Origin of the sequence: Paenibacillus sp. JJ-223 (assembly GCF_927798175.1) — a bacterium.
GTDB lineage: Bacteria > Bacillota > Bacilli > Paenibacillales > Paenibacillaceae > Paenibacillus > Paenibacillus hubeiensis.
Window position 1 is genome coordinate 111867 of record NZ_CAKMMP010000002.1, and the last position, 14711, is coordinate 126577.

Consider the following 14711-nt stretch of genomic DNA (forward strand, 5'->3'; position numbering starts at 1 on the left):
CATTCCTGATGTTCATTCACCTTCATATGGATAATGATAAAATCCGGAAGCGGTTCTTCCCATGTCCATTTCCGATATGTTAATGCTCAAAACCGAGTTCTGTCCGACAAAAAAACACCCTGTCGCCATAACGGGCATACAGGGTGCGACTATATAAATTGTACGGTACACTTCCATAAGAACGGAGCCGGCTGAACGAATCGGGTTACGGCGCTTTTTTGAATTCCGAAGGAGAGAAGCCCGTGAGTTTCTTGAATACTTTGCTGAAATAGGGCCAGTTCGCCCCAAAACCCGTTTGCTCCGCAAGCGAGGAAACCGTGCATTCCCCGTCCTGCTCCAGCAGTTCCATCGCTTTGCCGATCCGGTAACGCATGACGTAGTTCGTGAATTTCTCGTCGGTCTCCTTTTTGAACATTTTGCCGATATAGTCCGGGTTCATATAGATCTCTGCCGCAATCGCCTGAAGCGTAAGCGACTCATCTCCGTACCGCTTTTCCACCAGCTGTTTGACGCTTCGCACCATTTGCGACTGCCTTGATCGCTGCTGTCTGTAGCGCTGCATGGCAATGTCCTTGGCCGTGCCGAGCAGAAATTGCTGGAACGAAAGAAGCGTGCTCGTCTCGATCATGCCGGGCAGGCGCTCCATATGCCTCTTCATCTCGTCCGGGCCGGTTAAGCGGATGATCTCCATGAACATCTGGATGAGATAGGACTTCGTCTGGGAAATGTCGTAACGCAGATCGGTCAGCAAACGGAAGCTGCGATCCAGCTCGTTCTCGGCCTCCTGCCAGTGCCCTGATTTAATGGCGGTAACGAGGCGTTCCTGATCAAATTCGAATTCGGGCAGCCCTCGCTCCTCGGGAGGAAGGAGGTCCCTTTCCATGATAAGGCTGCCCTCCCCAAGGTAGAAACGATGATTCAGGTAAACCAGCGTCTGCATGTACAGCTGCCGTGCCTGTGACAATTCCCCTGGCTCGCTCAGCGCGATCGTCAGGTCGTAATGGTAATATCGGGCAAACGTATCACGGATTTCGTCAATGCTGCGAAAGAGCTGATCTTCCGTGAGTTTATTCTCGATCATGAGCAATACGTGCCGTCCGACGGTTGTGCTGAGCATCGGATTACGGACGATATCCTCGGCAATGTTCTGAATGGCAAACAAATGCATGAATTCGTGCTCTCCCTCAATTTCGACCAGCAACAGCCGTACCTGCTGGCTTCGGAACTGCACGCCGAACAGCTCGCCAAAATGCTTCCACTCCTTAGCGCCATACGTCTTGTTTGTGACGAGCTCCTTCAGGAAATATTTCTGCGCATGCGGCAGCACCCGTTCCAAATTAGCTTGGATCGATTGCACAAACCGCTCCTGATCGGTCCATTCGTCCTTTTCGCCCACCAATTCGCCGATGGCTTCCACGAGGCTTTCTTCGCTGCACGGTTTGAGCAAATAATGCTTCACCCCGTACTGCATCGCCTTCTTGGCATATTCGAATTCCGTAAATCCGGTCAGCATAATAAACGAGATGTCCCGGTATTTCGAAGCTACTTTCTCGACGAGCTGCAGCCCGTCCATGCCGGGCATGCGAATGTCCGAAATGATGATGTCCGGCCGTTCGCGCTCAATAAAAGCAAGCGCTTCCAATCCGTCTTGCGCGGTGCCGACCAATTCCGTGCCGAGCTGCTTCCAATTCATGACGCTGGCGATTCCATCCACGATCAAAAATTCGTCATCGACCAGCAGAACCTTATACATGTCTGTTTCCCCCTGCTCTATATGCGGATCACTTCTCTATTATATGGGTATTTTGCACAATTCCGGTCATAAAAGTTTCCAATACCGGCTTTTGCGCAATGTAAGGGAAACAGCTTCTACACAATAACGGAGAGGGCAGGAAGAATCTGGAGAAGCGAAGCGGTCTAAAAGCTTTCTGAAAGAAAGCTGCATCGGAAGCATAAGCTTCACCGGATTTCCCTTTGAAAAAAGGGGATCAAAAAAATCCGGGGATAACAGGGATCGGAAGATGGTTCTGACCACGTAGTGACTCCGTGTAAAAATCATCGGTTCAACTTATATAATGTCAAAAAAGCCGCGTGCGGACCGAGGCATTTGCCTCATCCGAACGCGGCTGAACGCCGAAATAATAAACCTATTTGATCCTATCGTGCTTTCACGGCATGAATGAAATGTATCGTCTCAAACGCGGCCAGCCGGTCGCTTCGACCCTCGAAATAACGCCGCTGAATGTCTTCGGGCGACAAATGCTCATACACAAGCAGCCCGGCATCGGCCAGCAGGGACTCTATTTCTGCATAGGTATAGCAGGACTGCATCGGTTCGCCGCCCATCGCTGCCATTTGCACCATTTTTTCTACTCTTCCCGAAAGACCTTGCGTGCTGAATGTTCGTTCATCGGCATAATCGAACACGATAGAGCTTCCGGCAGGCAAATCGGCAAACAGCTCCCGCAACAAGCGTGCATTCACTTCTTTACTCAAGTAATACGATACGCCCAGCAGGCTGAAAAATGTTTTCAGCTGTCCGAATCCGGCATCGGTTAGTTTCCGGATTGCCGGTTCATGGATAAAGTCCATCGGAACCGGATGCAGGTGAGAGGGAACGTCCAGGCCAGCCCGGCCCAGCCGGTCCAGTTTGGATTGCTGCGTGGCCGGATGATCCGCTTCATAGATGTGAAGAAGTCCTTGGAGTTCCGGGTGCCTGAACGCAAACGTATCCAGCCCTGCGCCAAGAATGACGTATTGCCGGGTCCCCAGCCGCACCTCATTCATCAGACACTGCTCGCAATAGGCTGCGCGTGACAACGTAATCGGAGCAAGCTGCACATGGACGATCCATTTCAGTGTTTCGTCCAGGTCGTCGGCGTAACGCTCCGCGATCTCTTTGTTGAAAAATGTGATGCCCTGCGTCATGTTTGCGCGAATCATGGCATGTTCTTCGGGCGCAATCAGCTGCTTGGCTAGGAAATCGTCAAAAATAAGCGGGGTATCATGCTCGCTGTGGTAGGCGCGGGCAAAAGCCGAAATTAGGGATGTGATGCTGGACTCATTCTTCTTCATCGTCGAATCCTCCGTATATACAAAAATAGAGTTCCCCTGGCCAGGAGAACCCTATTATATACGCGATCATTTAATATGTAAATTATAGCATAAATAAACTTTTTTGTCAAGTAAAAATTCCGCTATTGGCGAAAAAGCGACCTTCTCCTTGCCGGACGAAGCCGGACAAGGAGTCAGGCATCCAGCCCGTACTCCTTGGCTTCCCTGCCGCGGTTCATTGCCCCATGGACCAGGAAGCCGATGACCGCCACGCCCGCCATGGCCGTGGCCAGCCAGGCTACGGGAATCAGTCCCTGGTGGTCGTACATGACCCCCATCGCATACGGCCCGATGACCCGGCCCACCGCACCGATGCCGCCGGACAACCCGATATAGAACGGGGCAGCCCTGCCCGCATGCTCTGAAATAAACGCCGGGGTTGCAGGCGAGATCAGCATTTCCCCGAACGTAGCCAGCACCATCGCAAGCACCATGCCCGGATAATTATACATCGTGATCATGACCAGGTAAGCCATGCCGTAAAATACGGCGCTCGCCGTCATCTGTGCATTGGACGTGCGTGCCATGGTCCGCTTAACCCAAGTGGTGAACGGTTGGCCCACAAAAATCAGCACGCCGTTCAACGTCCAGAGCAGGCCGTACATTCGTTTTTCCATGCCCTCGGAGATGATGTACGGGGACACGCCCGTATTCCAGATCGAGTTGCCGAACAGCAGAAACAGCACGCCCAGGCTCATGAACAGATACAACCTGACATTGCCGAGCAAAGCCCATGTGCTTGCGCCTGTTTGACCGGTCCGGCTGCGTTTGGCAAGATGCACGCCCCCCTGTTCCGGCTCTGCTTTCGACAGGTAGAACCAGAAAAAGACCGCAAATGCCGCTGATGTCACCCCGTTCAATACAAAGCTGAGATGATACGAAAAGTCCGCCAAAAAACCGCTGAGCGCCGTTCCTATGGCCACGCCGATATTGTTCGCCACATAGATGACGTTGAACAGTTCAGCCCGCCGCTCGGCAAACCGAAACCCGACAAATGCCTGGATTGCAGGCAATGATAATGAACTGAACAGGCCGATCCAGCCCATGGCGCAAATGAATACGACCCAGTAGGCGCTAATGAACGGCAATGCAAACAACCCGGCCGCATTCAGCGCAAGCGAACCGATGATCAGCTTTTTGACGCCGACGCGGTGGTACAATGCGCCCCCCAGCAGTTGGCCGAATATGCCGCCAAGCGACTGGATGAGGATGACGAACCCGGCATTAGCCATCGTTTGTCCAAGCTCGTCGAACACGTACATCGTGGTCAGAGGCCACATCAAGGCACTGCCCGTGGCGTTGACCAAGCTTGCGAGCAAAAACACTTTTACTTCTTTCGGATACGTATCAAGCCATCTCAACATGTCGATTCCATTCTCCTTCATTCAAAACAAAAGCCTTCGCTCCGGCCGTCTGATCAGCCCTGAGCGAAGACATGGTTATTCTAGGTCTATTCGTTCATTGTTGTTTCCACTGCCCTCAGTCCATCTTACCCGAAAACATGACATGCGCAAGCACACTCATTGACGCTTCACTTCAACAGTGGATGAGAAAAAGGTCGCTCCATTGCCCATGTCGGACAATCGGTTTGGCGTCAGCATGTTGACCCGCTGTTTCCGTCCCGCGCCGTCCCACCATAATCCTTGGCTGATGACCGTCCCCGGCAGCATCGCATCGCTGACCTTCGCGACCAGCTCGATGCGCCCGCGGTCGTTCCAGACGATAATCGGGTCGCCGTCGGCCACGTTCCGGCGCTCCGCGTCTTCAGGATGAATGTGCAGCAGCGGCATTTTCTCCATCTTCTGATGCTTCGCCGAGTTGGCGAAGGTGGAATTCAGGAAATTATGGTTCGGCGGGGAAAGGAACATCAGCGGATATTTGTCCTCTTCGCTTGGCCGGCGCTCGCCATCATACCCTTCCACCGCCGGGTGGTATGTCGGCAGCGGCGGCAAGCCGCGCTCCCGCATCGTTTCCGAGTACAACTCGATTTTGCCGGACGGCGTGGGCAGCGTTTCGAGGAACGTGGCATGCGCCGCCATGTCCAGCTTCACGAACCGGTTGGCTTTGAGTGCTTCCAACGTAATGCCATTCATGTACGGATTGCCCGTATCTTTTAGCGCATCCGCGATCATTTGCTCCGGCGTTTCGCTGAATATTTCGGGGTCATACCCCATCGCTTGTCCCAGCAGTGAAAACAGCTCCACATTGCTTTTGCTCTCCCCGATTTTCGCGATAACCGGTTCCTGCAGCTGCACATACTGATGCCAATACGATGTGTACAAATCCGTTTCTTCGAACGAAGATGCCGCAGGCAGCACGATATCGGCGTATTTGGCGGTATCCGTCAGAAACAGGTCATGCACGACCGTAAAAAGGTCTTCTCTGGCAAAACCTTGCATAACCCGCTCTGTATCCGGCGCAACCACCAACGGGTTGCTGCAATAAACCATGAGGGCCCGAATCGGCTGCTCCGCCTCCAGCAGCGCTTCACCGATCCGGTTCATGTTCACGACGCGCGGTTCCGGGTTCGCTCGCAGTTCCGGGCGCTCCAAGGCATCGCCGTTGGTGCTGGCATAACTGTTCGTGCGCACGGCCCCGCCGCCGCGCTTCAGCCAGTGCCCGGTAATCGCGGGCAGGCAGGCAATGCTGCGCACGCTCATGCCGCCATGGTCGTGGTGCTGCAGCCCGTTGCCGATATGGATGTAACCCGCGTCGGCGCGCCCGTACAGCTCGGCAAGCTTCACGATGTCCTCGGCCGATACGCCCGTAATCCGCGCCACCCGCTCAGGCGTGTACTCGCGGACATGCTCGCGCAGCGCCTCGTGACCGACGGTATATTTTTGCATGAAGGCTTCGTCCACCATCCCGCGTTCAAACAGCACGTGCATAAGCCCGAGCGCAAGCGCGCTGTCCGTGCCTGGATAGAGCGGGATGAACCAGTCAGCCCACTGTGCGGTGCGATTGCGATGCACGTCGATGACGACGATTTTCGCCCCTTTTTTGCGGGCTTTCTCGGCCAGCACGACTTGGTGCATGTTGGTGCTCACGATATTGCCGCCCCATACCACAATGACGTCCGCGTGCTCCGTATCTTCCGGCAATGTGCCGCGATTGGCACCCATCGTATATTTCCAGCCCGTATTGCCTGCCGCATTGCAGATTGTCTGCTCCAGCACGCTGGCACCCAAAGCGTTGAAAAAACGTTTGTCCATGCCGTCCACGCCGAGAATGCCCATGTTGCCGTAGAAATTGTAGGGCAAAATGCATTCCGGTCCGTACGTCTCGGACAACGCGCGGAACCGGGTCGTGATCTCGTCGATCGCTTCGTCCCAGCTGATGCGTTCGAACCGCCCCTCTCCCTTGGCGCCGACACGTCTGAGCGGATACTGCAGCCGTTCCGGATGATAGACTCGCTCCGTCATGTTTCTGACCTTGTTGCAGATGGCGCCTTTTGTGATGGGATGATCGGGATTGCCCGTCACCTTCACGATTTTTCCGTTCTCCTTATGTAGCAGCAGGCCGCACGTATCCGGGCAATCAAGCGGGCAAACCGCCGGAAATACGCCATTGTCCTGATCGATCATGTCCTTTCTCCTCCTCCTGCAAAATGCTATTGCTATATCATATCGCCAATTCGACTTTTTGCGCAAAAAAAGTTTGCTTTGCCTGATTCACCTAAAGATGGCGCGGGTACAATATAAGCAAGGCATCAGGTTAGTGTTTCCCCACTTCCTCCTTATGCCATATCATGGACCACTCCCGAAATTCGCCATGAACAGGTTTCGTTCCCCCGAACCTCTTCGTGGCGAATTTACTTTTCTGCGGTTTACATTTTAAAATGATAAAAAAACAAGTGCAGGCATCCCTGCACTTGTTTCGTTATGAGTATAAAACGGTCCTCTTCACGTTACGTTATAACCTCTCGCGGCTTACGAACCTTACACACCTTATTCGGGTTGATTTGGCCGTCTTGCATCGGTAACGAACCTCAGACACGTTATAGTTAGCGTAAGGCCACCCGATTCCCCTTTTTCGGTAAAATAGCGTGCGTAGGATTCGTTAGCGCTGAACAAAGCGGAAATGAGCCATTATAAGATGCCTCAGGTTCGTTACGCGTCGGATCACGTTGGATTCCTCCATCGCAGGCATTATGCCTGCTTGCTCCATACCGCTCTTGTCTCCGCCTTCGGCTGCGCCCCTTCCGCTGCGGCCGCCTCCGGTTTGGCTGTGCGCATATACGCCAGGTAGTACGCCCCCGCCACAAAGAGCGCGCCTCCCGTCAGATTCCCCAACCATACGGGCACAACATTCATAAAGAACTCGCCCCACGAATAGTGCCCTTCGAAAATGGCCGCCGGAATCAGGAACATGTTGGCCACAACGTGCTGGAAGCCGATGGCCACGAAAGCCATCGTCGGAAACCAGATGCCCAGCACCTTGCCGCTCATCGTGTCGGCTGCATAGGACAACCATACCGCCATCGCCACCAGCCAGTTGCAGCCGATGCCGGAGATGAAGGCCTGCAGGAAACCGTCATGCAGCTTATGCCCCGCCATATCGACCAATTTGGTCAAGTATGCTCCGTCGCCGGTCAATCCCAGTACGTGGCCGAAGAAATACGCAACGAACAGCGCACCCAACAAATTGCCGAGCGTCACCAGCAGCAGGTTTTTGAACATGCTGCCTGGCGTAATTTTGCGTGTCGCTGCCGCCAGCGGTACGGCCATCATGTTGCCTGTCAGCAGCTCGCCGCCCCCGACCAAAACCATGATCAGCCCCACCGGGAACACTGCGGCCCCGATAAAATTGGCGATGCTTCCCCACTCCGCCGGAGCAGAGGCAATGACCCGAATATCCAGCAAAAAGCCGAGCGCGATAAACGCTCCGGCCAGAAAACCGAGCACCAACACGGTAGATACCGGACTTTGCGCTTTTTTCATCCCGGTCTGCGCCGTATATTGTGCAACCTCAAGAGGTGTTTTTGCCGCCATAACGCATCCTCCTCTTACTGTGTGATGAATCGCCCTGACAAAGGTCTTTTCTCTTCACCGTTCAACTTCATGTTTTCATTGTATCTCGCCAGGCGGCAAAACTTTGTGCAAATAATCACAATGCCCGTATTAGCGATAATGTTGAACATGTTCCTTTCCATAAAAATGCGGTAAGATGAAGAGAAACCTTACTGAAGAGGGGCTTTGTCATATTGGATTTACGAAAAGGAGCATGGGCTGCGCTTATTCTTGTCCTTAGCATTTTGCCTGGATGCATTCTTCATTTGAACAAAGTTCAGCCTTCTCTTGCACAACAGCATCTAAACGCGTTCGAAGACATGATCCACTCTATGGATGACGGGGAATATGCGCTGAACGCAATCATTCCGTTTGACTGGGATGCCATGTATTCATTTTCTCCCTATACCTCCAAAGAAGAAATCACTTCGGCCATCGGCTTCGAAAGCGATCACGTTTATGAATCGGACGATGAAGCGATCCAACAGATCATTTTCGTGAAAGACCGGGAAATCGTCTGTTCCCTCTACGGCTCTGTGGTCAAAATGGGTTATCAATTTCATTTTCAGAGCTATGACGAGTATTATCGTGAAGTGAAAAAGAGTGAGAACTTTAGCGTGACTGTTCTGCGTGAAGAGAATTTCATACATTTGAAGTTAAGTGGCAGATCGCCGCAGCATGCGGACAACCTGTAATCACCAAAAAACAGCAGGCTGACGGATCTCCGCCAACCTGCTGCTGTTTAAATATCGACTTTACATATATAAAGAGTTAAACCATTGCCGGTGCTTTCACTTCCACAGGGGGCAGAGCTTGGAGTCCCGCCGAGTTCAGGAAGTTCCACGGTTTGTTGTAATGCGGTTGGAAGAAGAAGTCGATGAACGCCAGCTCATCCACCGTCATGTTGTTCTGGATGCAAACCGAGATCGTATTGATCGACTGGGTCAGATCCGCCTGCGACATCACCTGCGCCCCGACGATGCGGCGTGTAGCTTGTTCATACACCACCTTGAGCAGCAGTTTCTCGGCAGTCGGCATGAACTCCGGACGATAGCTGTCTTCCAGGATTACCGCTTCGACAACCAAACCTTCATCGGCTGCCGATGTTTCGGTAAGTCCCGTACCGGCAATGTTTTGCTCATAAATTTTGATGCCCGATGTGCCTTGGGTTCCGAGGTAAGGCGTTGTCGGACGAACAAGGTTGCGTGCCACGAGCGTACCCATGCGCACCGCGTTGGTCGCAAGCGGAATGTAGGCTGCTTTGCCTGTCGGATTGTAATGGATCGCGCAGCTGTCGCCTGCGGCGAAAACGTCTTTGTGGCTGGTTTGCATGTATTTGTTCACGATGATTGCTCCGTTCGGAAGCATGTCGACTTGACCTTTCAGCAGTCCCGTATTTGGACGGAAGCCGATGCACAGAATGACCAGATCGGTTTCGATCTCTCCTTTGGACGTGATGACTTTGGTTACTTTGCCATTCTCGCCTTCAAATTTCTGTACCGTTTGGCCAAGAGCAAGCTTGATGCCGCGTCCAGTCAGCGTATCTTCGATGGCATCCGTGAATTCACGATCCAGGTATTTGTTCAGGATGCGGTCCACGCTGTCGATCAGTGTGACTTCTTTGCCGTTCATCTGGAAGGCCTCGACAAGCTCCACCCCGATGTAGCCTGCACCAACCACGGTAATGCGTTTAGCTTCTTTTGCCTTTTCAATGATCGTGTTCGAGTGGTTGTAGTTTTTGCAGAGCAGGATGTTATCCATCTCGATGCCGTCCAGCTTCGGAATGACTGGCCAAGAACCGGTCGTTACGATCAATTTATCGAACGTGTCTTCGAACTCTTCGCCGGTTTTCAGGTTTTTCGCCCGCAGCGTATGGTTGTCGGCATCCACCGCAGTCACTTCGTGCAGCATTTTGGTGACCACGCCAAGGTCGGCCAGTTGGTCGGGCGAGGAATAGAACAAGCCGTCGGGATCTTTGACTACACCGCCCACGTAAAGGGCAATGCCGCAGGATAAGAAAGAGATGTTGTCATTGCGTTCGTAAACCGTGATGGTAGCTTCCGGATACAATTTGGCTGTGTTGACGATGGCTGCGGTTCCTGCATGTGTACATCCGATGACTGCGATTTTCATGATGAATTCCTCCTTGAGAGTTGGGCATATGATTAAAAACAGCGGATAAATAAACGATAATTAGATATGTGAAATCATTCACTTTGTAGCGTACGTCCTTTTGTGATTAATTTCACTTTATGCCCTTATTATAATGTGACATTTTTCACATTGCAATAGGTTCTACAAAAAAATTGTACAAATTTAAAGTTTCCTCTCTCGGCTGTGGTTCGCCTTCCCCTTTACTGACATTACATTTTCCCCTGCTTTAAGACAATTTATGCTTTGCCACGCTTGGGTTTGAGACAGGTTTCTTTTCCGCAGATTTTTCTTTCGAACGCCCCCTTCGAGGCATTTGAAAAATTGTCACAAATTTATAACAGGGTGTCATTTTTATGATGGCAAACGCTTACAATCATTAATATAGATGATCCTTATAATGGATTAACTATGATTAAACTCCCAACATTCCCAACAAGGAGGCTTATCTTTTGAAAAAAAGTTCACGGTCCGCCCTGCTTCGATTCATCCCGGCTGCCACCTCCATTGCCATGGTCTCTGCAAGTGCTCTGGCCGTTTCGCCGGTTAATGCCGACTCTGCACCGGTTACGATTAAGACCGAGGTCATCTCCGCCAATGCGCCTGTGGGGGCGGATGTATCCTCCATTTTGCAGAGATTCAGGGATTACAGCGCCTTTGCAACGGGAGATCTGGCTAAGGACACGGCCTATGCGCTCAATATCGTTTCGTGGCAGATGCCTCATGGCGGCTTTTTCAAAGCGATGGAAGAAAAATACAAAACCCCATGGGATGGCAAAACCGCTCGCTCGGATTGGAAGGACCCGAATGGCGTTGAGCTGGGTACGTTCGATAATGATGCAACCGTCACGGAAATCCGTTTCCTGGCCCATATGTACGATCAAACGGGCAATCCGGTCTTCAAGGACAGTATCCGCAAAGCCGTCCATTTCATTCTGGTTTCGCAATATCCATCAGGAGGCTGGCCGCAAGTGTACCCCAAACGCGGAAACTACTCGGATGCCGTTACATACAACGACAACGCGATGGTGCGCACCATGGTCCTCATTGACGATATGATTGAACGGCGCGAAGGCTTCAATAACGACATTCTGAATGAACAGGATCGTGCACGATTGAAAAAGGCCTTGAACAAAGGCATCGACTACACGCTGAAAGCGCAAATCGTCAACAACGGCGTGCCTACGGTCTGGTGCGCCCAACACGATCCGGTAACCTTCACCCCGCTGCCGGGCAGGGCTTATGAACTGGCCTCCAAATCGGGATCGGAATCGGTAGGCATTACCGCCTTCCTCATGTCCAGGCCGCAAACGCCCGAGATCAAAAAGGCCGCGCAAAGCGCCCTCCGTTGGTTCGATACCGTTCGGGAAAATGGAACCAAATACAACCGCCAGGGACCGGTGTATTTTGAGCCCGATCCGGGCAGCGTCATCTGGTACCGTTTCTATAACGTGGATGAGGATGTTCCTTTTTTTGCGGACCGGGACGGGTTGAAATACATGGACATTCGGGAGATCAGCGAGGAACGCAGGCACGGCTATTCCTGGGCCGGAAACTATGCTCGCAATCTGCTTAGACTGGCCTCCGAGCAAGGATATTATACATTGAGACAGCCGCTCCCCTAGGTATGCTACGAGACAACCCGGTCCACGGCAATTTTGCCGAAAGCTGCGAACCATTCCGCCACGTTCACAAAAAAACCTGTCACCGGAGACTTCCGGGGACAGGTTTTTGCGTAATATTCAGGTTTAACCCTTAACCGAGCAATTGCTCAATTTCGGCCGTCATCGCCTCAGGCGATTCCTTCGGCTCGTAACGTGCCACCACTTCACCGCTTCGGTTCACGAGAAACTTCGTGAAGTTCCACTGAATCTCATTGCTCTCGCCCTCGCCCGGCTGCTGTTCGCGAAGATATTGGAACAACGGGTCCGCGCCTTCTCCGTTCACTTCCACCTTGGCGAATACCGGGAAATTCACGCCGTAGTTCAGCTGGCAGAACGATGCTGCCTCCTCGCTGCTCCCCGGTTCTTGGCCACCGAACTGATTGCAGGGAAACCCGAGCACGACAAGGCCCTGATCGCGGTAACGATCATATAGCTTTTGCAATTCGCCGTATTGCGGCGTCAGCCCGCATTGGCTGGCCGTGTTGGCGATGAGCAGCACTTTGCCTTTATATTGATCGAGCGACACGTCTTGATTGGCGGTAGTTACCGCTTTGTACGAATATACGGACATGACCGATTCCTCCCATGCTTTTGTAGGTTTCAAAGGCTGTGCCTCCCGCAAGGTTCACGAACGATGCGCTGGCGATACAGCCGATATTTCCATTATAAACCTGTCCCTGCCCAATACCAAATCTGCGAAAACGGTACCCTTATTACTTATTCGCCGCGAGGATCGCTTCGTAACGTTCCTGCCGCTCCGACTTGCTCAGCTTCGGACAGGTGTAGCAATAATCCTGTCCGTCATAGACGACATGATGCAAACAGCAGGCGGGCTTCATCAGCAGGGTCTGCCCGGGCTGGTAGGGATTCGCAACCTCCACCGGCTTGAAGGACAGGAGGTTTCTTTTCAGCCCCAACACGTCCGGAGGCATGCTGATCACATGCTCGTATCCTTCGATGACCGCTTCGCGTTCCGCCTGTTCAATGGGCATCTGCTGCACCGCCGTTGTGAACCACCTCAGAATGCCCGCCAGCTGCGACCACATTTGGCCCGGTTTGGCCCCTCCGGCTGCTGCCACTCCCTCAATCATCGGACGCAGCTGCTCGCCGTAGTATGCCGTGAGCACCTCGTTTCGCCATGAGGACTGGGCACATGCTCGATTCCGGGGTTCATCTCCCTCGGCTGCCTGTTGAACATGCGGACGCTCTGTCGCATCCCTAAGGAGGAAGCTTGCTGCCACACGGTCGTTCTTCACTTCAAGCTGCAATTCGATATTGTCCAGCGAAATGTCGAGCCGCGCATCGCATACGGCTGTCATGTAGTGGATCCCAAGCACAAGCCCCCGCAGCGAATGCGTGAAATAAACGGCCGCCGAACGCAGCGAGTCGGCACGAAGGTGTTTGTTGAACTCGGCCAGCATTTGCCTGGCTTGAACAGGATCTTTCAACGCGGCCAGGGGCATGCTCCAGACTGGCTGCTCCAACGATGTCACTGCAATTCGGCCATATTGCTGCAGCCAATCGTAATTGATCGCTCCCATGATCGAAAACCCTCCCATACGAAATTATGTATCGATGTAGATCCAGAATTAACAAGTTACTTGTTTCAAACGTACATATCCGACATACCCTGATGCCAGATCTCTAGAAATGTACGCTGGCGAACCCTAATCCTGCATAACGCGAAAATGAGCCGTGTGCATGCAGCACAACGGCCCTTATTATGATTCGCCCATTACAGGCGTTGAAATGTCTAACTTCCCGCAGCGGTGCGAATGCGCTGTTCCGTTCTTCCTGCTACATGCAGCATCGATTCATTCGCAACCGGCTGTTCGAATACTTGTTGACGTGCTCCGGCAAGCGCGTACGGCAAGCACAACGGAACGCCCGAGCGCGGGTCTATAACGATATCTGCTTCAATGTTGAACACTTCGCGCAGCACGTCGGGGTTCATGACTTCAACAGGCGAGCCTGTAGCCACCGCTTTGCCTTTCTTGATGCCAATCATGTGATGGGCATAACGGGAGGCATGGTTCAGATCATGTACGACCATGACGATGGTACGATTGGCGGTCGTATTCAGCATCTCCAGCAATTGAAGCACCTCCAGCTGGTGGGCCATATCAAGGAATGTCGTCGGTTCGTCAAGGAACAGGATATCCGTTTCCTGAGCAAGAGCCATCGCAATCCATGCACGTTGGCGCTGTCCTCCGGACAACTGATCGATCGGGCGATCATGAAATTCGTTCATGCCCGTCACTTCGATGGCCCATTCGATCATGCGCTTGTCCTCGGGACGCATCGATCCGAAACCTTTTTGATACGGGAAGCGGCCATAAGAAACAAGCTCGGTTACGGTCAGCCCTTCCGGTGCAGTAGGGTTTTGCGGCAAGATCGCAAGCTGTTTGGCTACCTCGCGCGTAGATTGCTTATGAATGGACTTTCCGTCGAGCAGCACCTGTCCGCCCTTGGGATTCATGATGCGTGCCATCGTTTTCAGGATTGTCGATTTCCCCGAGCCGTTGGCTCCGACAAGGGCCGTGATCTGGCCTTGGGGGATTTGAATATTCAGGTCCTCAACAATCAGTCTTTCTTCATAAGCGATATCCAGCTTGGACGTCTCCAGACGAAACATGCGATCATCCCTCTCTCATTTATCCGGGTATGTACTTCCGGTTATGGCAACGATAACGTATTGGTTGTATGAAAAGATTACCGACTCAGCAAGTTCAAAAAGTTCCTATATCTAAAGATACTGATAATCATTATCATT

The 14711-nt window shown here is 52.5% G+C and carries 11 protein-coding genes; 2 read left to right on the top strand and 9 right to left on the bottom strand.

The annotated features are described in order from the left end of the window. Positions 1-205 precede the first annotated feature (205 nt). From L6H98_RS04120 to L6H98_RS04140, 5 genes are all read right to left on the bottom strand, one after another. Entirely contained in the window at positions 206-1753 is a 1548-nt protein-coding gene (locus tag L6H98_RS04120) for a response regulator (protein WP_236413117.1), read from the bottom strand. 404 nt (positions 1754-2157) lie between these two features. Further along, positions 2158-3075, bottom strand: a complete 918-nt coding sequence (locus L6H98_RS04125; RefSeq protein ID WP_236413118.1) for a class I SAM-dependent methyltransferase — start codon at positions 3073-3075, stop codon at positions 2158-2160. 173 nt (positions 3076-3248) lie between these two features. After that, entirely contained in the window at positions 3249-4475 is a 1227-nt protein-coding gene (locus tag L6H98_RS04130) for an MFS transporter (RefSeq protein WP_236413718.1), read from the bottom strand. A gap of 159 nt (positions 4476-4634) precedes the next feature. Continuing rightward, positions 4635-6698 carry a molybdopterin oxidoreductase family protein gene (locus L6H98_RS04135; protein WP_236413119.1) on the bottom strand — a complete coding sequence of 688 codons (2064 nt, stop codon included), beginning with the start codon at positions 6696-6698 and terminating at the stop codon, positions 4635-4637. A gap of 564 nt (positions 6699-7262) precedes the next feature. Beyond that, positions 7263-8105, bottom strand: a complete 843-nt coding sequence (locus L6H98_RS04140; protein WP_236413120.1) for a formate/nitrite transporter family protein — start codon at positions 8103-8105, stop codon at positions 7263-7265. 212 nt (positions 8106-8317) lie between these two features. On the opposite strand from L6H98_RS04140, the gene L6H98_RS04145 reads away from it, so the two are divergent. Next, positions 8318-8818 carry a hypothetical protein gene (locus tag L6H98_RS04145; protein ID WP_236413122.1) on the top strand — a complete coding sequence of 167 codons (501 nt, stop codon included), beginning with the start codon at positions 8318-8320 and terminating at the stop codon, positions 8816-8818. 76 nt (positions 8819-8894) lie between these two features. Here L6H98_RS04145 and L6H98_RS04150 read toward each other — a convergent pair whose 3' ends face one another. Next, a complete protein-coding gene (locus L6H98_RS04150) occupies positions 8895-10256 on the bottom strand; it encodes an FAD-dependent oxidoreductase (RefSeq protein WP_236413124.1) in 1362 nt (453 codons plus the stop codon). A gap of 470 nt (positions 10257-10726) precedes the next feature. On the opposite strand from L6H98_RS04150, the gene pelA reads away from it, so the two are divergent. Beyond that, positions 10727-11899, top strand: a complete 1173-nt coding sequence (pelA, locus tag L6H98_RS04155; RefSeq protein ID WP_236413126.1) for a pectate lyase — start codon at positions 10727-10729, stop codon at positions 11897-11899. 130 nt (positions 11900-12029) lie between these two features. Here pelA and L6H98_RS04160 read toward each other — a convergent pair whose 3' ends face one another. From L6H98_RS04160 to L6H98_RS04170, 3 genes are all read right to left on the bottom strand, one after another. Next, positions 12030-12509 carry a glutathione peroxidase gene (locus L6H98_RS04160; protein ID WP_236413720.1) on the bottom strand — a complete coding sequence of 160 codons (480 nt, stop codon included), beginning with the start codon at positions 12507-12509 and terminating at the stop codon, positions 12030-12032. Between the two features lie 142 nt (positions 12510-12651). Beyond that, positions 12652-13479, bottom strand: a complete 828-nt coding sequence (locus tag L6H98_RS04165) for a ferric iron reductase (RefSeq protein WP_236413128.1) — start codon at positions 13477-13479, stop codon at positions 12652-12654. A 212-nt stretch (positions 13480-13691) separates the two neighbouring features. Further along, positions 13692-14573 carry an ABC transporter ATP-binding protein gene (locus L6H98_RS04170; protein ID WP_236413130.1) on the bottom strand — a complete coding sequence of 294 codons (882 nt, stop codon included), beginning with the start codon at positions 14571-14573 and terminating at the stop codon, positions 13692-13694. Between the last annotated feature and the right edge of the window lie 138 nt (positions 14574-14711).

What these genes read in the sequence shown, in the direction of transcription:
- L6H98_RS04120 (WP_236413117.1), bottom strand. Translation starts at nt 1,753, where the DNA reads ATGTATAAGGTTCTGCTGGTCGATGACGAATTTTTGATCGTGGATGGA.
- L6H98_RS04125 (WP_236413118.1), bottom strand. Translation starts at nt 3,075, where the DNA reads ATGAAGAAGAATGAGTCCAGCATCACATCCCTAATTTCGGCTTTTGCC.
- L6H98_RS04135 (WP_236413119.1), bottom strand. Translation starts at nt 6,698, where the DNA reads ATGATCGATCAGGACAATGGCGTATTTCCGGCGGTTTGCCCGCTTGAT.
- L6H98_RS04140 (WP_236413120.1), bottom strand. Translation starts at nt 8,105, where the DNA reads ATGGCGGCAAAAACACCTCTTGAGGTTGCACAATATACGGCGCAGACC.
- L6H98_RS04150 (WP_236413124.1), bottom strand. Translation starts at nt 10,256, where the DNA reads ATGAAAATCGCAGTCATCGGATGTACACATGCAGGAACCGCAGCCATC.
- L6H98_RS04160 (WP_236413720.1), bottom strand. Translation starts at nt 12,509, where the DNA reads ATGTCCGTATATTCGTACAAAGCGGTAACTACCGCCAATCAAGACGTG.
- L6H98_RS04165 (WP_236413128.1), bottom strand. Translation starts at nt 13,479, where the DNA reads ATGGGAGCGATCAATTACGATTGGCTGCAGCAATATGGCCGAATTGCA.
- L6H98_RS04170 (WP_236413130.1), bottom strand. Translation starts at nt 14,573, where the DNA reads ATGTTTCGTCTGGAGACGTCCAAGCTGGATATCGCTTATGAAGAAAGA.